The 22,494-nt window shown below is 51.5% G+C and carries 14 protein-coding genes and 1 other annotated feature; of the genes, 4 read left to right on the top strand and 10 right to left on the bottom strand.

What is annotated here, in order from left to right; translation table 11 throughout:
• Positions 1-57: 57 nt before the first annotated feature.
• The 6 genes from EV294_RS03540 to EV294_RS03515 form a co-directional block, all read right to left on the bottom strand.
• A complete protein-coding gene (locus EV294_RS03540; RefSeq protein ID WP_132303869.1) occupies positions 58-2,409 on the bottom strand; it encodes a glycoside hydrolase family 95 protein in 2,352 nt (783 codons plus the stop codon).
• A 73-nt stretch (positions 2,410-2,482) separates the two neighbouring features.
• The gene (locus EV294_RS03535; protein WP_132303867.1) at positions 2,483-4,201 is read right to left on the bottom strand and encodes an ABC transporter substrate-binding protein; all 1,719 of its coding nucleotides are present in this window, start codon (positions 4,199-4,201) and stop codon (positions 2,483-2,485) included.
• A 79-nt stretch (positions 4,202-4,280) separates the two neighbouring features.
• A complete protein-coding gene (locus tag EV294_RS03530; RefSeq protein WP_132303865.1) occupies positions 4,281-5,189 on the bottom strand; it encodes a carbohydrate ABC transporter permease in 909 nt (302 codons plus the stop codon).
• Between the two features lie 15 nt (positions 5,190-5,204).
• Entirely contained in the window at positions 5,205-6,164 is a 960-nt protein-coding gene (locus EV294_RS03525; protein WP_132303863.1) for an ABC transporter permease, read from the bottom strand.
• A gap of 161 nt (positions 6,165-6,325) precedes the next feature.
• Positions 6,326-7,849, bottom strand: a complete 1,524-nt coding sequence (locus EV294_RS03520) for a response regulator transcription factor (protein ID WP_132303861.1) — start codon at positions 7,847-7,849, stop codon at positions 6,326-6,328.
• Positions 7,842-9,629, bottom strand: a complete 1,788-nt coding sequence (locus EV294_RS03515; RefSeq protein ID WP_132303859.1) for a sensor histidine kinase — start codon at positions 9,627-9,629, stop codon at positions 7,842-7,844. The genes EV294_RS03520 and EV294_RS03515 overlap by 8 nt, the downstream gene beginning before the upstream one ends.
• Positions 9,630-9,798: 169 nt before the next feature.
• Between EV294_RS03515 and EV294_RS03510 the strand changes: the two genes are divergently transcribed.
• Positions 9,799-12,621 carry a glycoside hydrolase family 3 protein gene (locus EV294_RS03510; protein ID WP_132303857.1) on the top strand — a complete coding sequence of 941 codons (2,823 nt, stop codon included), beginning with the start codon at positions 9,799-9,801 and terminating at the stop codon, positions 12,619-12,621.
• 138 nt (positions 12,622-12,759) lie between these two features.
• On the opposite strand, the gene yicI is transcribed toward EV294_RS03510, so the two are convergent.
• Complete coding sequence (gene yicI, locus EV294_RS03505) at positions 12,760-15,075, bottom strand: alpha-xylosidase (protein WP_132303855.1); 2,316 nt, start codon at positions 15,073-15,075, stop codon at positions 12,760-12,762.
• Positions 15,076-15,312: 237 nt separating this feature from the next.
• On the opposite strand from yicI, the gene EV294_RS03500 reads away from it, so the two are divergent.
• Positions 15,313-16,197, top strand: a complete 885-nt coding sequence (locus tag EV294_RS03500) for a helix-turn-helix transcriptional regulator (protein ID WP_132303853.1) — start codon at positions 15,313-15,315, stop codon at positions 16,195-16,197.
• A gap of 317 nt (positions 16,198-16,514) precedes the next feature.
• Here the strand turns inward: EV294_RS03500 and EV294_RS03495 are convergent, their stop codons facing one another.
• Positions 16,515-18,749 carry a glycoside hydrolase family 3 N-terminal domain-containing protein gene (locus EV294_RS03495; protein WP_132303851.1) on the bottom strand — a complete coding sequence of 745 codons (2,235 nt, stop codon included), beginning with the start codon at positions 18,747-18,749 and terminating at the stop codon, positions 16,515-16,517.
• A 174-nt stretch (positions 18,750-18,923) separates the two neighbouring features.
• On the opposite strand from EV294_RS03495, the gene EV294_RS03490 reads away from it, so the two are divergent.
• A complete protein-coding gene (locus EV294_RS03490) occupies positions 18,924-19,556 on the top strand; it encodes a pyridoxamine 5'-phosphate oxidase family protein (protein WP_132305260.1) in 633 nt (210 codons plus the stop codon).
• Positions 19,557-19,577: 21 nt separating this feature from the next.
• A complete protein-coding gene (locus EV294_RS03485; RefSeq protein ID WP_132303849.1) occupies positions 19,578-20,162 on the top strand; it encodes a YdeI/OmpD-associated family protein in 585 nt (194 codons plus the stop codon).
• A gap of 83 nt (positions 20,163-20,245) precedes the next feature.
• On the opposite strand, the gene EV294_RS03480 is transcribed toward EV294_RS03485, so the two are convergent.
• Both EV294_RS03480 and EV294_RS03475 read right to left on the bottom strand, forming a co-directional pair.
• Positions 20,246-21,241: a tryptophan--tRNA ligase gene (locus EV294_RS03480; RefSeq protein ID WP_132303847.1), complete on the bottom strand. Its 996-nt coding sequence runs from the start codon at positions 21,239-21,241 to the stop codon at positions 20,246-20,248.
• A gap of 50 nt (positions 21,242-21,291) precedes the next feature.
• Positions 21,292-21,550, bottom strand: a binding site (T-box leader).
• A 55-nt stretch (positions 21,551-21,605) separates the two neighbouring features.
• A complete protein-coding gene (locus EV294_RS03475) occupies positions 21,606-22,439 on the bottom strand; it encodes a nucleotidyltransferase family protein (RefSeq protein WP_132303845.1) in 834 nt (277 codons plus the stop codon).
• Positions 22,440-22,494: the final 55 nt, after the last annotated feature.

Genomic DNA, 22,494 nt, shown 5'->3' with positions numbered 1-22,494 from the left:
CTATTTTAAGAGAGAGGAGACGGTTACCGCATTCAACCAGGCGGGAAAACTATTTTTTTATGCTTTTGCATCCGCATAAACGTAATACGTGCAGCCTTGCTCCGCTACAAAACAACCGTCGTTAAGCCGAGCAGCCGTCCCTTGTCCATCCTCCACGCGTATAGCCCCGGCATACCGAAGCTTGCAAACGCCGCTTCTTCCCGCTTCAATGGCAGCCCGCTTCAGCGTTCCGTTCTCCCATTCCAGCTCCACTATATAGCCGCCTCTTGCCTTCAAGCCGCTGATCCGGCCATTCGCCCACGAGGCTGGCAGCGCAGGCAGCAGATCGATCGTACCCAAATGGCTTTGTAGCAGAAGCTCGGCTATGCCTGCGCTTCCGCCGAAGTTTCCGTCAATCTGGAACGGCGGATGGGCGTCCAGCAGATTTGGATATGTGGATCGCGCAAGCAAGGTTTGCACGGCACCGTAAGCCTGCTTCTCATCCTTCAGGCGGGCGAACAGATTCAGCAGCCAAGCGCAGCTCCAGCCGGTATGCCCTCCGCCGTTCGCCAGCCTGCGATCGAGCGTCGCAACAACCGCTTCCAGCAGCTCCGGCGTATTCTCGTTAATCTCTTTGCCCGGATAAACTCCGTATAGATGCGAAACGTGGCGGTGACCCGGCTCGCTTTCCTCGAAATCCTCATACCATTCCTGAAGCTGGCCGTGACGGCCAATCTTGTAAGCCGGAAGACGATCCAGCGACGCAAGCAGCTCGTCGCGGAACTGCGTTTCTTCCACGCCTAATAGATCAATGGCTTCCAGACAGTTCCGGAACAGATCGCGAATAATAGCGATATCCATCGTTGAACCATACGACACGCTGCATGGCACTCCGTCGCTTGTCAGGAACTTGTTCTCCGGCGAAGTGGACGGATTCGTAACCAAATCGCCGTTAGGCCCCTCGACCAGCCAATCCAGGCAGAATAAAGCCGCTCCTTTGAGCAGCGGATAAGCCGTCTCGCCGAGAAAATCCTTATCGAGGCTGTAAAGGTAGCTTTCCCATACCTGACGGACAAGCCATGCTCCGCCTAGCGGCCAGAATGCCCAGCTGGCGCTTCCGCCGGTTGGCGTCGTCATTCGCCAGATGTCCACATTATGATGGGCGGTCCAGCCTCGGCTGCCGTAATGAATTCTCGCTGTTCGCGAACCGGCCTCGCTCATTTCCTTCAGCATAGCGAAGAGCGGCTCATGGCATTCGCTTAGGTTGCATACTTCCGCAGGCCAATAATTCATCTGCGTATTAATGTTGATCGTGTAATCGCTATGCCATGGCGGCGATACATGATGATTCCAGATTCCCTGCAGGTTGGCAGGCTGGGTACCCGGTCTCGAACTGCCCATCAGAAGGTAACGGCCGAAATGGAAATAGAGCGCCTCCAAATATAGGTCCTGCTTGGTCGTTTGGTAATCCGCAAGCCTGCGGTCCGTTGGCTTGTCGGCACCGTCCGTTTCATTCCCTAAAGAAAAGGATACGCGGTCAAACAACAGCCGGTGATCCTCGGCATGGCGGCTGCGCAGCGCTTCGAATCCTCGCGCCGCCGCTTCCAGGCGAATGGAGCAGCGTGCCGAGCAAGCTTCTTGATCCGGCGGCTGGTCGTACCCGGCAAAGCCCGTTTCGGCAGTCAAATAGATATGAAGGTAAGACGCGTTCCGAACCTCAATCCCCTTTTCTCCGTTCTTCACCGTTCCGTCGGTCTCCACCTTCACCCGGATCTCGAATGGCAGCCCAAGCCCTTCTTCATAGACGACATCCATAGGATGATCTTTATGATAATTGCCGGCCACATGGCTTGGCGCTTGTCCAATCAGATGCAGCTGCCCGTCTCCTGATTCCGCTAACCGGTATTGCAGCAAGGAATCAATTACGATATCGCGATTCAAAGTTCCTCCGGCAGCTTCGTAACGGACGACTAGCGCCTGGTCCGGCACGCTTACGAAATATTGGGTCTGTACCGTAACGGCGCCATCCCGATAACGGGCTGAGGCAATCCCCTCATTCAGATGCAATTCCCGTATATACTGCGACACGTCGAGTTCCCGGTCTTCTCTGCGCACGATCGAAATACCGCCAAGCGGCAAATAAGGCTCAACATCCCGTCCTTGCATGGTTGATTCGATCAACCGCTCGGCTTCCGCGTATTTCCCGGAAAATATAAGGTCTCGCGCCTTGGCCAAATACCGCTGTGCTTCATAATTAATCGGATCACGAGGAAAACCGGCCCATAAAGTATCCTCGTTCAGCAAAATTTGATCGATGTCCGTTCCCGCGAATACCATTGCGCCAATCCGGCCGTTACCGATGGGCAAAGCTTCTTCCCATGCCTGCGCCGGCTGCTCGTACCACAGCTTCCAATCCCGTACTTTCCCCAATCTCCATCCTCCGCTCCCTAAGCCCAAAGAGAGCCCGCATCAATCGGGCTCTCTAATAGTCCATAATGTATTATTATTCGTTCCACAGCTTCACGCGAGCTTTAACCAAATCCTCGCGGATTTTTTCCGCCTTCTCAACATCGGCTTTTACCAGCTCTTGTTGGTAGGCATCCCAAATTTTATCAAAGTCTTCCGGTTTAGCCAAGATCGCTTCCGGAATGCGTTTCCAAGTGATGTCCGTCAGTTTCTTCTCGATAACCACGGCTTCGCTGTCGCCTGGAACCGGAATGTTCCAAGCAGCGCCCCAAGGCTTAACTTTGAACTCTTCTTCTTTAGGGAATAAGTCTTTCCAGGTCGTTGCGCCGTAAGCTTTAAGCGTTTCTTTCTCGACATCGTTAAAGCCTGCCACGATTTGCTCTGGGAAGTTTGTAGTGTAATAGTTGCCGCTTGGATCCTTCACGCCGTCGCCGTAGTGACCGCTCAGGAGATTGTAGAGACCGATACCCGTTTCTTTGGTAAAGTTGACAGCATCGTTGATTTTGCGGTTATTTACGTCTTCAGGAATAACGCGTTTGCCGTCAACCACATTGTAATGCTTGCCTTCGATACCCCAGTTTACGAGCACTTGACCTTCGTCGGAAGCCAGGTAGTCAAGGAACTTGATTGTACGAACCGGATCCGGATTGTCTTTGGAGATCGCTACGCCGCTGCCAGCCATGAAGCCTGTTGGCCAGAACGATGCTTCCTTGATGTCTTCCGACATCGTAACCGGGTAGTGTCCGTAGCCTTGATCGAATTTGCCTTCGGCTTTCAGAGCTTTCTCGCCGTCGCCGTAATCCCAATCCTGGTCAATCAAGCCAAGGACGCGGCCGGAAGCGATTTTCGCTTTGTATTGATCATATTTTTGTACGAAGCTTTCCGGATCAAGCAAGCCTTCCGCGTTCATATGGTTCAGCCATTTGAAGTATTCTTTCTCTTCCGGACGACGGAAGTGATAAATGACTTTCTGCGTATCCACATCGATGTTGAACTCGCCGTCATCGGAACCGCCGGTCGCGAGGAATGCCGGGTTCGTTACCGAGATGTACATATGCCAATCGTCGGCATTCAATGTCAGACCGATATTCGGGTTGCCGTTCTCGTCTTTCGGATGAAGAGCAAGATAATCTTTGATCGCTTTCTCGTAATCCGCTACCGTGCGGATTTGCGGGTAGCCCAGCTCTTTAACAACGCGGTGCTGCAGCTCGAAGCCGCCGCCAGCGTTGAAGTACTGCTGGCCGATTCCGTTATAGGAAGGAATGACATAGATGGAATGGTCGTCATCGCTGTAACGAAGACGGCTCATATTGCCTTCAAAAAGCTTCTTCAAGTGAGGAGCATATTTATCAATCAGATCGGTCAAATCAAGTACCGCGCCAGCGTCAACGAATTTTGCGATGCTTTGTTTCGCGCTGATCAGATCCGGATACTCGCCGCTCGCCGCAATCAGGGACGATTTTTGAACCGCATCGCCTACCGCGAATTCCGCGTCAAGGGTAATGCCTGTTTTCTCTGTAAGGGTTTTGCCAATCTCGTCCTGCATATTCGCCCAGTTCGGGGACGGGTCTTCGCTGTAATAAGTCAATGTGAGCGGGGAAGTATCTTCCGGCGCCGCAGAGTTTGTTGCATTGCCGCCAGTGTTCGCGCTGCTGCTATTCGCTTCATCATTGTTATTGCTGCCGCAGCCCGCCAGCAAACCGGCAACTAACGTGGTAGACAATGCGAGGCTTGACCATTTGCTGATTTGATTCATGTAATAACCCTCCTATATATTTATGAGAACCATATCGTATTAACGGGTTTCCCCAACAATACCGCTTCTAATCATCAGATCAGCCTTTTACGGCGCCTAATGTCATGCCTTTAACGAAGTATCTTTGCAAGAAAGGATAAACGACCAGGATTGGCACGGTTACAACGATCGTAATCGCCATTTTGACGGATTCCGGCGACACGGACGACATCATTTGCGTCATGTTCGAGTTATGGATATCCACGTTATTGCCGGAAGTCGTGCTTTGCAGTACCTTCATCAGCTCGAACTGCAGCGTGGTCAGCGATTCTTTGGAGCCGTTGTAGAGATAAGTGTCAAACCAGGAATTCCATTGGCCAACGGCAAGGAACAAAGCGATTGTTGCCAGCGCCGGTTTAGCCATCGGGAGAATAATGCGCCAATAGATCGTAAAATCGTTCGCGCCGTCGAGCTTGGCCGACTCTTGCAGCGCATAAGGAATGCCATCCATAAAGGAGCGGATGACGAATACGTTAAAGGCGCTTACGAGACCCGGAAGGATGTAGACCCAGAACGTTCCCATCATGTGCAGGTCGCGGATCAGGAAGTAGACCGGAATCAGACCGCCCGATACATACATCGTCAGCGCCAGGAAGACGGATACGAATTTGCGTCCTTGGAAATCGGGACGGCTCAGCGTAAACGCGAGCATCGAAGCGCTGATCAAACCAACGATCGTGCCGGCTACCGTACGCAATACCGAGATTTTGAAGCCGGTAATCAAGCCTCCGAAGGAAAAGATTACTTTATAGTTTTCAGTCGTAAATTCGCGCGGGAAAATCGTAATCCCGCCCCTTACGCTGTCAACCGACTCGTTAAATGAAAGAGCAAGCACGTTCAGAAACGGATACAAAGTGATGATCATTACGAAGATAACGAATACGTATACGAACACACTCAGAAGCCGGTCTGACAGAGGCGCGCCGCCCAGCAGTCTTTTTGATGTCATGGCTCACCCTCCTCCTTACATGATGCTTTCTTTCGTAATTTTCTTAAACAGTCCGTTTGCCATAAACAGAAGAATAATACTTACAACCGAGTTGAAAATATTAACCGCCGTACCAAATGAGTAACGGCTCATCTGCAGACCGTATTCAAGCGCATACAAATCAAGGACTTGCGAATAATCGCGAACAAGATTGTTGCCAAGCAGGAACTGCTTCTCGAAGCCGATCTGGATCAAGTGACCGATGGACATGATGAGCAGGATCACAATCGTCGAACGAATGCCCGGCAGCGTAATGTGCCAAATCTGGCGGATGCGGTTCGCTCCGTCCACTCTTGCCGCTTCGTACATCTCTTGGCTGATGCCCGCAATCGCCGCCAGATAGATAATGGTGTTCCAGCCCATCTCTTTCCATACATCGGAGACGGTGACGATGCCCCAGAAGAAATGCGGCTTCGCCAGGAACTGAATCGGCGTATCGATAATGCCAAGCCACATCAGAATTTCGTTTACCGTACCGTGGTCCGCCGAGAGCATCTTGGATACGATACCCGCTACGACAACCCAGGATACGAAGTGAGGCAAATACGATACGGTTTGGGCAAACCGCTTGAATGCCATGCTGCGGACTTCGTTAAGCAGAACCGCGAAGACGATCGGTACCGCAAAGCCGGCGATAATGCCCATAAAGCTCATGGCCAGCGTATTTCTCATCACAAGGTAGAACGTATCGTCTTGGAACAGCGTTTTGAATTGATCGAAGCCTACCCAGTCCTGCTCCCAGAACGATTTGGCCGGCTTGAATTTCTGGAAGGCCATTGTCCAGCCCCAGAGCGGATAGTAACTAAACACAAACACCCAGATTATGAAAGGCAGCGACATCATGTATAAGTATCTGTTACGGATAGCTGTTTTCCAAAAGTTTCTCTCTCTTTTTTTTCGCGTCTGCTGCTGAACGCTAGTTGTGACCGCTTTCATTGGTATCCCTCCTGCCTTATGCATTCATGATAACGGATACATGGCAGATCTCGGTACCCAAAGGATTTGGCATAAAATCATATAAAAATTAGTGTAAGCGGATTCACCGCATGAAAAAAACGCATGATTTTCTCCGGTCGTGAGAAAACCACGCGTTCCTTTTAGGAATCCTTCTTTCGGTATACAGACGGCGAAGAGCCTACGTACTTGCGGAATTTGCTGTGGAAATAGTCGACGTTCGCGTATCCGACCATTTCCGCAACCTGGTACACCTTAAGACCTTGCTCAAGTAATATTTTCGCTTGTTCCATCCGTACTTTATCCAGATACGTGTTGAAGTTTTCTCCTGTAACCTGCTTGAACAGCTTGCCGAGATAAGCGCTGTTATAGTTAAACAGTTCGGCGAGCGTCTCCATTTTCAGGTTCTCCTTGTAATTCCGGCGAATCAGGTCGATCATGCGGTTGATCTGCTTGTCCGCGGACGAATGATCGAGGGCATCGGCAATCTGATCGATAATCGCGGATGCCAGTCTAGTGAGCGAGCTGACCCGGTACTCGCGGAACAGCTCCGGTATGCGCTGCCGGTAGTCGCGGACCGGAAGCTCCGGCCGCTTGGACGCAAGCTTGTCGAGGATAGACGACACAAGCTCTACGAATGCCGCCTTCATCTCGGCTTCGCCAAATCCCGCTGCTTTCATCGCTTCAGCGGATTCTTCGATCTGCTGCCGGATCGCTTCCCGGTTTACAATCTCAAGCGCGAGGTAAAGCTTTTCCGCCGTCCCGGTCAAATCCGGCTTCGCGCCCTCATGCCCTCCCGGGAGCTGCGGATCCTCGGTCATTATCTGACCGCCCTCCAGGAAGAACCTGTTTTTCATCCGTTCAAGCGCCTTCTGATAGGCAGACGGAATATCCGTAAAGCCCGCTATCTTGCCACCGGTCACGACGGTAAAATCCGAAGCCAATCCCTCGCAGGCACCGGCAATCATCGCATGCATTTCCCGCAGGAACCGCTCATTGCCGAGACCCTTGTTCAGAAGGATCAGCAAATACGGCTCCATGGCGACAGCAAGACCCGAGCCGGATTGCTCCAGCCGCTCGGATAATCGGCGTTTTATATGAGCATGGCCGGCTGTCTCCTCTTCATTCCGTTCATGCGTCTTGATGAGCAGCAGTTCGAACTCCGTCCAATCCAGTGACGCGGACAGTTGAGAAAGACTAGGGCCTGCGCTTCCTTCGGCGAGCAGCCGCTTCAAGTCATCCTCCGCATTGCCTTGACGTTCGTCCAATCGTTTCCGGCGGGTCTCATATTCGAGATCCAGCTCTTTCCTCAGGGATTGCAAGTAATCCATCAACTCGTCCTCGTCGACGGGCTTCAGCAAATACCCGTCAATCCGCTGGACGATAGCCTGCTTGGCGTATTCGAAATCCGCGTAACCGCTCAGAATCAATACATGCATCGTTCCGCCGTTCTCGCGGATCGTTCTGATCAGCTCAAGGCCGTTCATCTCCGGCATCCGGATATCGACGATAATGAGATCGAGCTCATGCTGCTCGCACTTCTTCAGGGCATCCTTGCCGTTGGCTGCCGTATCCACCACTTCGTAACCGAGACTCTCCCATTCCAGCAAGGTTCGGAGACCTTCCCGAATCATCGGTTCATCGTCTACAAGCAATACTTTATACATACAAATCCTCCCCAAAAGGCAAGGTGAAGGAAACCTTCGTCCCTATACCCGGTTCACTCTCGAATTGAAGCCCGTGCTCCGGTCCGTACGTCAGCTGCAGCCGCAAATGGACGTTGCGGAGTCCAATCCGGTTGTTCTCTGCATCCTCTGTTTCGTTCAAATGCTGGGTAAGCTTCTCCATTTTCTCGCGGGTCATCCCCGCTCCGTTATCCATGACGTCAACCCGGACATAATCGCCTTCCCTGGCTGCCCGAACCGTTACCTTGCCGCCCTCCATCTTGTTCTCGAAGCCGTGAATGACGGCATTCTCGACAAGCGGCTGAATAATAAGCGGAGGAATCGGCACTCTTTCCGCAACCGGATCCACGTGAAGCTCGTAGGATAACCGGTCTTCGTACCTGAATTTCTGAATGTCCAAATAGCAGCGGACAATATCCATCTCGTCGGCAAGCGGCGTAAGCCGCTGAGTCACCTCGATGCTGCGCCGCATCAGCTTGCCAAGCAGGCGGACCACCTGCGAAATCTCCTTTTCCCCTTTCAAATGGGCCTTCATCCGAATCGATTCCAGCGCGTTAAACAGGAAATGCGGATTAATCTGGCTGGCCATCATCTTCAGCTTGATCTCGTTCTGCTTGGCTTCGAGCAGACTTTTCATCTTGTTCGATTCCTGGACTTCCTCGACGAGACCGTTAATGCTCGACACCATGGAATTGAACTGCCTGGACAGCTGCCCAATCTCATCCTTGCCGTCAATCTCCATCACGATGTCCAGCTTGCCGGTCGCCACCTTCGTAATATGCTTGCTTAAACGGAGCATCCGCTTCGTAATGATGGTGGACACGCCAATAATCAGGAAAATAGCAATAATCAAGCTAATTGAAATCACCGTAAGGGCTAACGAATTAATCCGGTTGGCATCCGCTACAATCGTGTCAACGGAGAACACGGAAATGATGCGGAGCGTATTTCCGCTTGCTTCGGGTATCAATGGCTCAATCAGAACACGCGAGGCCTGACCGTCTATATTGGCGGAATACATCCCGCTTCTCTCTTGCACGATGCTTTGCTCGTAGTCGATTTCCTGCAGCGTTTTCCCCGCCCGGCCCATCCGGTTTGCCGCGACAATCCGGTTGCTGTCGTCAACGATCATCGTCTCGAAGGACTCCTGATTCAAGATGCTGTTCAGAGCCTGCATATTCAGCGTAATGACCAGAACGCCGCTTGTATTGCTGCTTGAAAAACTGATTCCGCGCACGAGACTCAAATAATTCCGCTTGTCCCGCTCATCCTCGAGAAAATACCAATTCACGCCGCTGCCGGGATTTAACGCATTTGTATACCAGACGGATTCCTTAATCGAATTGTCCGGCTGGATGAAATCCCAGTTGTTCAGCATCGTTGGATTTTCCATGTAAAACCGGATGTTCGCCACTTCGTCATGCTGCTGCCGAATCTCGTTGAAATCCGTATATTCCCGGTATGCCTTAACGACCTCGTAAGTCGATTCGTATTTCCGGTTCGTCACTGCCTCCAGCCGGCTGTTCTCCAGACGGTAAGCGCTGTCGTAAGCAACGTTCATCAGCTCGGTCGTTCTTGCCTTGACCCGCTGCACGTTCGTATGCGTCTGCTCCATCGCGTTATCCAGCGCCATATTGCGCAGCTCGTTTGTCAGAAACACGCCAACGATCAGAATTGGAATGAATACGACTACGATGCAGGATAAGATGAGCTTTGTTCTCAGCTTCACGTTGTTCAGCAGGTGCGAGAACATCTGAAACATCTTGCCAGCCCCCTGTCACCATCACAGAAAAATTTGATTGCGTTTACATTCTAGGGGTTCAACCGCTAATTGTACAGGGATTTTATCTCCAATTTGTCGGGTATGAACGGTTGCGCCTGCATGTTAAAATTTTTGAAACCCCTTACAATTAAAGGAGCTGACATTTGTAGTGACGCAACTTTCGGAAGCAAAATATCCATTTCAAAACCCCGACCTGCCGCTCGAGCAGCGCGTTAATGATTTGGTTAACCGATTCACCCTGGAAGAAAAAATCAATCTGATGTGCCAATACCAGGACGAGATTGCTTATCTTGGCGTCAAAGCCTACAAGCATGGCACCGAAGCGGCGCATGGCATGGCCTGGCTGGGCGAAGCAACAACCTTCCCTCAGCCGATTGGCCTCGCTTGTACCTGGGACAAAGACCTGCTGAAAAAAATCGGCAGCGTCATCGGCGACGAAGCGCGAGGCTTCTATTCCCAGAATCCGGCGCATAACGGTCTGACGTTATGGGCGCCAACCGTCGATATGGAGCGCGATCCGCGCTGGGGCCGTACCGAAGAGGCTTACGGCGAAGACCCGCATCTGACTGGCAAGCTGTCCGCGGCTTTAACCCAAGGCATTCAGGGCGACCATCCGTTTTACGTGAAAGCGGTCGCATCGCTCAAGCATTTCATCGGCAACAATAACGAGATCAATCGCGGAGAATGCTCCGTCAGCCTCGACCCGCGCAACAAAAACGAATACTACCTGAAAGCGTTCGAAATTCCGTTCAAGGAAGGCGGAGCGCTGTCGATGATGACCGCCTACAATTCGGTGAACGGCGTTCCCGCCAACATCAATCCGGATGTGAACAACATCGTCAAACGGGATTGGGGCATGAACGGATTTGTCGTAAGCGACGCCGGCGACGTGCTTGGCACCGTCAATGACCATCATTACGTCGAGACGTACAAGGAAGCGGTAGCTCTGACAATCAAAGCCGGCGTAGACAGTATTACCGACGATCACCCGATCTCGAAGCAGGCGATCCGCGATGCGCTGGCCGAAGGAATGCTGACGGAAAACGATCTCGACATCGCGCTGCGCAATACGTTCCGCGTCCGCTTCCGTCTTGGCGAATTCGATCCCGCAGACCGCAACCCTTATGCGGCGATCGACGCATCGGCGATCATGAAGCCGGAGCATGCCGAGCTTGCCCTTGATGCCGTGCGCAAAAGCATCGTGCTGCTCAAAAACGACGGTCTCCTGCCGCTATCCGCGGATAAGCTGAGCAAGGCTGCCGTTATCGGCCCGCTGGCCGGCATCGTGTACCGCGACTGGTACAGCGGCCTTATGCCGTATTCGATTACGCCGTTTGAAGGCATCCGGAAGAAAATGAACGGTGCCCATCAAGCAGTAACGCTGGCAACGGGCAGCAGCCGAGTGAAGCTTAAATCGCTGAAGAACGGCAAGTACGTGAGGCTTGGAAGCGACGAGAAAAACTCGCTGTCCGCAAGCTCCCATGGCTCCGATTCTGCCGATCTGTTCGAAACGACAGACTGGGGCTGGGACAGCCATACGCTTATCGCGGAAAATAACAAGCTCTACCTGACAACCGACGATGAGAAAATCACCGCATCGTCCGAGCATATCTGGGAATGGTTCACCAAGGAAGTATTCCACGTTCGTCCGCAGCATGACGAGAATGTCGTGACCTTCACGACCTGGAACAACCGTCCCGTAACCGTCAATGCCGAGAGCGGAGCCCTGGAAGTGCGGGATGGCGATGCCTCTGTCGCCGAGCCGTTTGCGGTTGAAAAAGAAACCGACGGCCTGCAGGAAGCGATTGCCGCCGCGCGTAACAACGAAGTCGCGGTTGTTGTTGTCGGCAATCACCCGCTCATTAACGGGAAAGAAACGATTGACCGCCCCGACCTGACGCTTGCTGCTTATCAAGAAAAGCTCATTCGCGAAGTCTATGCCGTTAATCCGAATACCGTTGTTGTGGTAGTCGGCAGCTATCCGTTCGCTATGCCTTGGGTCCAGGAGAATATTCCTGCGATCGTCTATCTGTCGCATGCCGGTCAAGAGCTTGGCCATGCGCTGGCTGACGTCCTGTTTGGCGACTACAACCCGGCTGGACGCGTCAACATGACCTGGTACGAGTCGGCTGACCAGCTTGGCGAATTTATGGATTACGACATTATCAAAAGCGAACGCACTTACCAATATTTTGCCGGAAAGCCATTGTATCCATTCGGGCACGGTTTGTCCTACAGCCGTTTCCAATACGATGCTCTCAAGCTTGAGCAGTCCGAAGATTCGATTACCGTTAGCTTCCGCGTTACGAATACTAGCGACATTGACGGCGAAGAAGTCGTTCAGCTGTACGCCAGAGCCTTGGAATCCCGCGTGAAACGTGCGCTCAGACAGCTTCAATCGTTCGATCGCATTGCGCTTGCTGCCGGTGAATCAAGGGAAGTAAGCTTCGTGCTGGACCGTTCCGCTCTCGCTTTCTGGGATGTAACCAGAAGCAAAATGTGCGTCGAGCAAGGCAGTTACGCGTTTCTCGTTGGCGCATCCTCCGGCGATATCCGCCTGGAAGGAGCCTTGACCGTTGCCGGCGAAACGATTCCGCCGCGCGATTTGTCCCAAGTTACGGGAGCCGTGAATTATGACGATTATTCCAATATCATCATCAGCGACAATGCCGAAGGCGGCGACAGCGCGGCAACAACGTCGTCCGTTGCATGGCTCCGTTACGATGACGCCCTGATTGGCGAAGAAATTTGCTTCTTCGAAGCCAGAGCCTTGTCTGCGAAAGGCGCATCCCTTGAAATCCGCCTTGATGGTCCGGACGGTCCGCTCGCTGGCAGCCTGACGCTTCAAGCAAGCTCCGCTTGGCAGACAGTCACGGCATCGGTCGAGCAAGCAGCCGGCAACCACCAAGTGTATCTGGTAGTTAGAGGCGAAGGCGAAACGAAGCTGAGCTGGTTCCGCTTCGGCAAATAGATATTTGTTAGCCCGGAAAGAGGAGTGAAACTCTCTTTCCGGGCTTTTTTGTTGCCGTGCGTATCTTAGTTACGCACGAATGGGCGAACAGCCGCTTGCTCTTTGGGAGCAAGCGGCCGGTCGCCTATCGTTTTACATCTACAGTTTTACAATGATCTTCTGACCGGAGGCTGGAACGAGCTTCAAGCCTTCTGAGGTTTGCTGCGAGTCAGCGCCTTCCACAGCCGCTGCTTGCTCAATGCCGCGCAGTACAACCTGCCATGGCTTGCCTGTGCCTTCATAGCTGATTTCAATGGTGCTGCCTGTGCGAGCCGCCTTAGCCGTTGCTTGCGGCTGTCCGTTCAGATCATGGATAACCGCTTTTGCCGTTGCGCCGTCTTCCAGCTCGAACAGGTGCAGCGTGACGTTATCCGCGTAATCGTAGTCCGGCTTTTGGTTGTTGTTTCCGACGGCAAGAAGCGTGTTAGGACGAACAAGCAACGGAATCGAGCTGTAGCCATGCTGCTCTTCTACCCATTTGCCGCCCTCAACCGTCGTACCGTCGATCAGGCTGGTCCATTTGCCCGCCGGTACGTAATATTTCGCCGTACCTTCGGTATTAAAGATTGGAGCAACCAGCAGGCTTTCGCCCAGCATGTACTGACGATCCAGGTAATGCGTCGTTGGATCCTCAGGGAACTCGAGAACCATCGCGCGCATCATCGGTACGCCTTTTTCCGTTGCTTCAACCGCATGGTTGAACAGATAAGGCATCAGGCTGCTCTTAAGCTCCGTGAAGTAACGAAGGACGTCAACGGACTCTTCGTCGAACAGCCAAGGCACGCGGTACGATTCGTTGCCGTGCAGGCGGCTGTGCGAGCTGAGCATGCCAAAGGCTACCCAACGCTTGTAGATATCCGGTGGAGCCGTCCGCTCGAAGCCGCTGATATCGTGGCTCCAGAAGCCAAAGCCGGAAAGACCAAGCGACAAGCCGCCGCGGAGCGATTCCGCCATCGAATCATAGTTCGCCGAGCAGTCGCCGCCCCAGTGTACCGGGTACTGCTGGCCGCCTGCCGTAGCCGAACGCGCGAACAGCATCGCTTCGTTCTTGCCGCGGTTTTCTTCCAGTACTTCGAATACCGCTTTGTTGTACAGCTGCGTATAATAATTGTGCATTTTCTGCGGATCGGAACCGTCGAAGTAAACGACATCCGTAGGGATGCGCTCGCCGAAGTCCGTTTTGAAGCAATCAACGCCCATGTCCATCAGACGTTTCAGATGGCCTTTGTACCATTTCACCGCATCCGGGTTCGTGAAGTCGACAAGTCCCATGCCCGCCTGCCATTTATCCCATTGCCATACGCTGCCGTCCGGCTTGCGAACGAGGTAGCCGTTTTCCATGCCTTCTTGGAAGAGAGGAGATTTTTGGCCGATGTAGGAGTTGATCCATACGCAAATGCGAAGACCTCGTTCTTTCAGGCGGCGAAGCATGCCTTCCGGATCCGGGAACATGTCCGCATCCCACTCGAAGTTGCACCATTCGTATTCTTTCATCCAGAAGCAGTCGAAGTGGAAGACATGAAGCGGAATATTGCGCTCAGCCATTCCTTCAATAAAGCTGTTAACCGTTGCTTCGTCATAGTCCGTTGTAAACGAAGTTGTCAGCCACAGGCCAAACGACCATGCCGGAGGCAATGCCGGTTTGCCGGTCAGCTTCGTGTAGTTGTCGAGTACGTCCTTCAGCGTTTTGCCGCCTACGATGAAGTATTCCAGATGCTCGCCGGGCACGCTAAAGCCAACCTTCGACACGACCTCGGAACCAATTTCGAACGATACGCGTTCCGGATGGTTGACGAATACGCCGTAACCTGCGCTCGATAGATAGAACGGCACGTTTTTGTATGCTTGCTCGGAGCTTGTTCCGCCGTCTTCGTTCCAGGAATCAACAACCTGGCCGTTCTTGATAAACGGAGTGAAGCGTTCGCCAAGGCCGTAAACCTGCTCGCCAACGCCAAGATCCAGCATTTCGCGGAAGAAAGCTTTGCCGTGATCTTGCACATAAGCCGCAGCCTTTTGCGCTGTGCCCGTCACCTTGCGGCCGTTCTGAATGAATTCCAGGCCCCAAGTCGGCGATTTGCGGATACGCGCCTGCAGGCCGCCGCTAGTAAGGGTTGTGTATTGCTCGTCTTGTTCGACGGTTACGCTATGATTGGCATCAACGAGAGTCTCGAATTCAGGGCCAACTTGTTTCACGCCGGCATGGTGTACCCAGCGAACTTTAATGACATCGGGAATTGGAGAGCTGATCTCGGCCGTAAGCATCGTGCCGTTCAGCGTATCGCCCTTGATGACGACCGGCTTTGTTGCCATGTAAGCCGTCAGTTTGCCGTTCTTTTCTTTCAATTCGCGAACGTCAACCGGATATTGCATCTCAACGCCTTCGCGAATTTGCCAATAACCATCGGTAAATTTCATGTTTATGTTCCTCCTCGAATAATTGCAAAGCAATTCGTAAGCGTTTGCTTATTGGATTGTTTAAAAGTCTTGCCTTGCAAGGATTTCTAGGGTGTATCCAGCCTACTCAGTAGCTTCTCGTACCTTGTAAGCGGTTATGTTATAATAATATTGTCTTATTCTCTGTAACTCTTCCTAAATATTGCTCATTATTATCACGATTTTGACATTTGCTATTTTTCTATAGGAGTTTTGTTTATGGATAAATCTTTGCTGAAAGAAGCTCGCAAGCATGGCAACCCGATCTATCCGGTCAGCCTGTACGAAATCACCTGTCCGGCTGATGCCCCTCTGCTGGATTTGCATTGGCATGACGAGCTTGAGCTGCTGCTAGTAACGGAAGGAAAAGCCGTATTCCGGGTAGATTTGCAGGATTATGAACTGCAAGCTGGTGAAGCAATCTTCGTTAATTCCGGTGAGCTTCATTCCGGATACGTTGTGGGAGACAAACCCTGCTCATTCAACGCTGTTGTGTTCCATTCCAGCTTGTTCAGCAGCGGATCCATCGATTATTTGTTCGACCGTTATATTTCTCCCGTTCTTGAGAGAAGATATGAAGTACCCGCCCATTTGCGCCGGGAGCCTGGGCCGGGCATCGAGCTTCTTGCGATGCTCGATCAGTTATTTGAGACTCACCGTAACGAACAAGCCGCTTCGGAGCTTACGATAAAAGGCTTGTTATTTGGCATATTGGCCAAGCTGGTCAGCTTAGGGAAGCCTTCCGTACGGGTGAAGCCGGAACAAGAAGGCTTCCGGATTGAACGGCTGAAGACCGTCATCGAATATATCGAGCAAAATTATGCCGAGCCTATTCCTCTGCAGAAGCTCGCGGAGCTGGCAAGGATGAGCGAGTCGTATTTCTGCCGTTTCTTCAAACGCATGACTACAAAAAGCCCCATCGAATATATGAACAGCTATCGCGTCCAGCAGGCGGCCAGCCGTCTTAGGCAATCAGATGCCAAGATTATGGAGGTCGCGCTCGACGTTGGCTTCAACAGCTTAAGCTACTTCAACACCGTATTCCGACAGCGCTTTGGCTGCACGCCGAGAGAATACCGGAGCCGCCTGCAGGAAAACGCGTAAGCCGGCTGCCTGCGAATCGCAAGCAGGGTCGCCGAGCTAGTTGCGCAACTTATGGTTCCTTAACGATGCGCGGCATCGTTAAGGAAGAAGCAGCATGACTTATTGCGAAGCTTAACGATGTCCCGCATCGTCAAGCAGTCGTTTTACACTTGATTTTGAGCATTTTTGCGCGATTTCAGCGTTCTTAACGATGTCGGGTATCGTTAAGACCACGGCAAAGTCACTAATAGCAAGGCTTGACGATGTGGCATATCGTTAAGCCTCCATCATAAAGGGACTGTCCTTCAGCATTCAGCTCACGGACAGTCCCTTTCATTTTATATTAATTCGAATTCCGCCTCCCGCGCTTCCATCGAGTTCCCTCCAATATAGACGGAAAACTCGCCTTCCTCTGCGCAGTAGCGAAGGTGCTTATCGTGATATTTCAAATCCTCTTCGGTAATCCTGAAGCTGACTTCCCTTGCTGCTCCCGGCTCTAACGTAATCTTCGCGAAGCCTCGCAGCCTTTTTACCGGTCGGACTGTGCTGCCGTAATGATCCCGGATATACATTTGAACGGTCTCTTCGCCAGCATGACTGCCAGTATTCGTTACCGTTACCGACGCAAGAATCGTATCCCCGCGCTGCAACGACGTTTTGTCCAAACGGATGTCCGAATAAGTAAAGGTCGTGTAGCTCATGCCGAAGCCGAACGGATATAATGGGTCGTTGGGACCATCGGTATACTTGGACAAGAAGGCTTCGTGCTGATTGCTCTCGGTTACCGGCCGGCCTGTTTGAAAATGATTGTAATATACCGGGATCTGCCCTTCTTGGCGAGGGAAGCTCATCGTCAGCCTGCCCGTAGGATTATACTCCCCGAACAAAATATCCGCCGCAGCCGCGCCTGCGCAAGAGCCAAGGTACCAGGTTTCCAGAATCGCGTTAACCTTCTTCTCGAGTCCGTTGAATACAAGCGGTCTGCCGTTTGTAAGAACCAGTACGGTAGGTTTGCCCAGCTGCGCAACAAACTCCGCCAGCTCCCGCTGAGCACTCGGCAGTCCGATATCCATACGCGAAGCAGCCTCGCCGCTCATTGTCCATGTTTCCCCCAGCGCAAGAATAACCGCATCCGCCTCTTGCGCCGCCATTTTCGCCGCCGTAAAGCCGCCTTCGATTGCAGCATTTACTTCACAGCCTATTACGATATCCAGCTCTATATGAGGGACAAGCTCGCGAATCCCCCCCGCAAGCGTAATCGTTCGTTCGTGATACTTCGTTCCCTGCCACGGACCCAGCTGATCCTTGCTGTCAGCAAACGGTCCAATTAACGCAAGGCGCTTGATGCTTTTATTGAGCGGGAGAACGCCGTCATTTTTCAATAGAACAGCCGACTTAAGCGCAAGTACCTTACTCGCCTTCAAGTGATCCGAATGAAAATGATACTCTGCTTCCTTCTCCGGCCGGATATACCGGAATGGAACATCCATAATCCCAATCCTGTATTTATACGTTAAAATGCGCCGGACCGCCTGATCCAGCTGCTCTTCGCGCACTTTCCCTTCTTTAATGAGCGTAGGCAAATGGGAGGCATAAGCACGGGTCACCATTTCAATGTCCATCGTTGCGTCAAGTGCCAGCTTGGCCGCTTCCTTGCTGTCTTTTGCCGCACCGTGGGCAACAATCTCTTCAATCGATCCGTAATCCGAAATAATCATGCCGTCGAATTCAAGCTCGTTCCGGAGAAGATCCTTCAGCAAAAACTCGCTGGCCGCGCACGGAATCCCGTCATATTGGTTGAAGCCATTCATCACCGAAGCGGCTCCCGCTTCAATCCCCGCCTGAAATGGCGGCAAATAGAAGTCTCTCAAGGTTCGCTCCGACATATCCACCGTATTATAATCGCGGCCCGCTTCACCTGCCCCATATCCCGCAAAATGCTTCAGACAAGCGATCATCGTCTCCTCGCTAAACAAGCTTTCCCCTTGGTAGCCTTCAACTTGAGCCTTGGCAATGAGCGCCCCCAGGTAAGGGTCTTCGCCCGCCCCCTCTACCACGCGTCCCCACCGGGGATCCCGAGAAATATCCACCATCGGAGCATGGTTGTACGTAATGCCGGTCGCCGTCGCTTCTTTTGCCGCGATCTCGCACGCGAGCTTAATCGCTTCCGGATCCCAGCTGCATGACCAGGCCAGCGGGACCGGAAAAATCGTCTGAAAGCCGTGGATAATATCCGAATTGAACAGAAGCGGTATGCCATGAGGAGATATTTCAACGGCAATCCTCTGCAGCTCGAATATCCGCTCCGACTCCATTGCGCCAAGAACCGTCCCGACTCGTCCCTGCTCCAGGAGCTTCTCCGCGCTTTCGGATTCCACCTCTCCGCCGAGCGACACCCGGGAGCCCAAGCATTGACTCATTTGGCCGATTTTCTGATCTATCGTCAGCTGCCGGAGCAGCTTTTCTACTTGTTCCGAAATATCCTTGTCCGTCCTCGGTTTAATCGGATCTGTGGGACGATTAGCTTGAAGCAACTCTCGCCATCTTCTTGCCGCCTGCATCTTCTCTTTCATTTCAAGTTCCCCTTCCCTATGTAAACCTTTAATTCCATAGTAGAAGAGTGTTTGCCGCGGAACTATCCCTATTATTCGGTTGTGAAAAAGAAGATTTTCGGAAGTGAGTATTAACTCGCCTCACCTGACTATGGTAAAATAATGGAATCTCCTTGAGAGGGTGATTGCTTCTTGATAGAAATAGATCAAAGCCAGTTGATTACTTCCGAAGCCGAGCTTCGTTCGTTAATCGACTATCCCAGTGAACTTGTTCAACATAAAGTGATCTCCGCAATTGATTCCAACTGCCGCGATTTTATCGCCAAATCTCCTTTTCTCGTTGTATCGACTGCCGATTCCTGCGGGCATTGCGATGTATCCCCACGAGGCGATTCGCCGGGGTTTGTTCATGTTCTGGATGACAAGCATCTGATTATTCCGGAACGCCCGGGTAACAAAAGAATAGACACTCTGCGCAACATTTTATCGAATCCGCATATCGGCATGCAGTTTTTTATTCCGGGGCTTGGAGAAACTCTAAGAATAAACGGTCATGCTTACCTAACGAAAGAGGAGAATCTTTTAAAACCGCTTTCCGTAAAAGACCGCGCACCTCAAATCGGGATCGTCGTAAAGGTCGAAGAATGCTATATGCATTGCGCTAAAGCATTTCTTCGCTCCCGGCTGTGGAAGCCCGAAACCTGGCTCGGCAACGAGCAGCTTCCCTCCCCCGCCCGAATTATTTCGGAGCATGCGAATCTGGACGGATCAACCCCGGAGGTTATTGCCGCCAGGCTTGAAGACGGCTATAAGAACCGGTTGTATTAATCATAATGCGAGGTTTTTTCAATGAATTTAGACCGCAAAGTGGATGGCTTTATAAACAAGTCCAAGAAGTGGAAAGAAGAATATATCAAGCTGAGAGAAATCGTGCTCGACTGCGAATTGACCGAGGATTTCAAATGGATGCATCCATGCTACACGCATGAGGGCAAAAACATTCTAATCATCCACGGCTTTAAGGAGTATTGCGCCATTCTGTTTCAGAAAGGCGCTTTGCTTAAGGACCCTAACGGCATTCTCATTCAACAGACGGAAAACGTGCAGGCCGCGCGCCAAATCCGGTTCACGAACGTGGAGCAAATCATAGAGATGGAAGCTATCCTGAAGGCTTACATTCTTGAGGCCATCGAGGTCGAGAAATCCGGCCAGGAAATTTCTTATAAAAAAAATGACGAGTATACGGTCCCGGAAGAGCTCCAAGCAAAATTCGATGTCCGGCCTGCTTTTAAGGAAGCGTTTTACGCGTTAACGCCAGGCCGGCAAAGAGCGTACCTGCTTCATTTCGCTGCTGCCAAGCAATCCAAAACGCGCGAAGCCAGAATTGAAAAATATTATCAGCAGATACTTGACGGCAAAGGATTAAATGATTAGGGCACAAAACTCTACCGCCTCGTAATGAGACGGCAGAGTTTTTCTTATTTGCCCCACTATCTAGCTGTATGCTGCAACGTCATTTACCTGTATCTCCCTAACTTGTATTTCACCTGCTCCAGCAGGGGTTGTGCTATCGCTCTTGCTTTCCTTGCGCCTTCTCTCAAGATATCATCCATTTGGTCCTTGGACGCCATATATTGATTGTATTTCTCCCGCGGTTCCTCCAGGAAAGCGTTCATTACCTGAAAGAGCTCCAGCTTGGCTTCTCCCCAGCTGATACCGCTTCGGAATCGCTCACGCATTTCTTCGATCTGCCCATCCGTAGCAAACTCTTTATATAGCAGAAAAATAGTAGAGGCGTCAGGGTTTTTAGGCTCGTGCGGCGGGGTAGAATCGGTCTTGATTCTGCTAATCAGCTTCTTCAAGCCGTCGGCCGACTCAAACAGTGGAATCGTATTGTTGTAGCTTTTGCTCATTTTTCGGCCATCCAGCCCCGGTATTACCGCGGTTTGCTCATCCACGATATAGTCCGGCAGCTTGAAGGTCTCCCCAAAGCTGCGATTAAAGGCTTCCGCCAAATCCCTTGCAATCTCGACGTGTTGAATCTGATCCTTGCCGACCGGAACTTGATCCGTCCGGAAGAGCAGGATATCCGCCGCCATAAGAATAGGGTAAGTAAACAAGCCCATGTTGACGCCAGCATCGGTATCCACGCCTATCTGCTCGTTCTTATCCACGATTGTCTTATAAGCATGAGCACGATTCATCAGGCCTTTAGGCGCCATGCATGCCAGAATCCAGCTTAGCTCGAATATTTCCGGCACATCCGATTGGCGGTAAAAAACAACCTGCTCCGGATTAAGTCCCAAAGCGAGCCAGGTTGCGGCAATCCCGTAAGACAAGTCGTTAAACTCATCCCGATTTTGAATAAACGTTAGTCCATGATAGTCGGCGATGAAATACAAAGCCGTATGATCTTGATTTTTCGCAATCTGCAGGGCCGGCTTGATAGCCGCGATGTAATTGCCGATATGCACTCTTCCGGTTGGCTTGATGCCCGTTAATACAATGCTCATGCTCTTGCTCCCTTCCTCCCTATCAAATAAAAAAGGGGCTCTCATCCTTGGAAAAGGACGAGAAACCCCGTGGTACCACCTTCATTAGCCCGATTCACGCAAATCGGACTCGCTTAGACGTATCGACGCATGCTGGATGCTGGAATACGCGTCTCTTGTAACGACGAGACTTTCGCCAAAGCCTACTCAAAATCTTTTTCGGTTTGGATGCTCCGAAGCCCACTTCGGCATAATCCCTACACTGATTCGCACCACCCATCAGCTCTCTGGAGTATTCGTTATGCGTACTCTCTTCATCATCGCAAGTTGGTATTTTATTTTGTTATTCCATTTTTACAACACAACGAACAGTATTGTCAATTATTTACTTCAAAAGTTGTTCGGTATCCCGAATGACTTCCCTCAGCAGGCTAAGGGCTTTCTTTAAATCATTCGGACTTTCCGTGACCAGGGCGAATATTTCATTTATCCGATGAGCGTATTGGCTTGGTGCATTAGAAAACGAATCGACGATAGCAGATGCTCCCTTCTCATTCATCAAGTAGGTCTCATTAACCGCAAACAATACCTGATTCAAGCAAGCCACAGATCTGAAGCAGCAGCCAGCGATATAAGATAAATCTTTTTTATGGATGCCCTTGTATCCATTCTCGAGAGAAAAGCCTGCCTCCCAGAAAAACCTTTGAATCACTGCTTGTTTAAAAGCAGCAGGATACGGAGTCGTTCTGCTTTTTAGTTGACCCACAATCCCCGTAGGATCCCATAACGCTTGGCACAGCGCTATCTCGGCCAAATAGATCGAATTGACGAATCCATGGGGATGTCCCGGCTGGTAATCCATAGTGATTTCTCCGTTGATGCATTGTTCGATCACTTGCGACACTTTGCGTTGATCCCGATAGAGAAAATCGACGGGAAATTGATTGATTTTCAGCCAGCCCCCGCCGTTAATCCACGGTCCCCATTCGCCTGTTTCTGTCACAACGTTTTCTCTATGCTCGTCGTCCATTCCGGCAGCGGCTTTACGAAGCTCGGATATGTCGAGCCCTGCCTCGGAATCGTAGTAGATCCCAATATCGATATCCGAATTGGGGTTGTCCGTCCCTCTAGCCCTTGAACCGCCGAGAACAATAGCCGTTACGCCTTTTATTTGTTTCAGATTGCCCACCATATCCGAAATCATCTTCGTTATCCCCATAATCCTCACCAACCTCTATCATCAATTATGTTCTATTATAATGATTTCCGTTATC

Origin of the sequence: Paenibacillus sp. BK033 (assembly GCF_004345425.1) — a bacterium.
Taxonomy (GTDB): domain Bacteria; phylum Bacillota; class Bacilli; order Paenibacillales; family Paenibacillaceae; genus Pristimantibacillus.
This window is presented reverse-complemented; position numbering and strand designations above follow the sequence as displayed.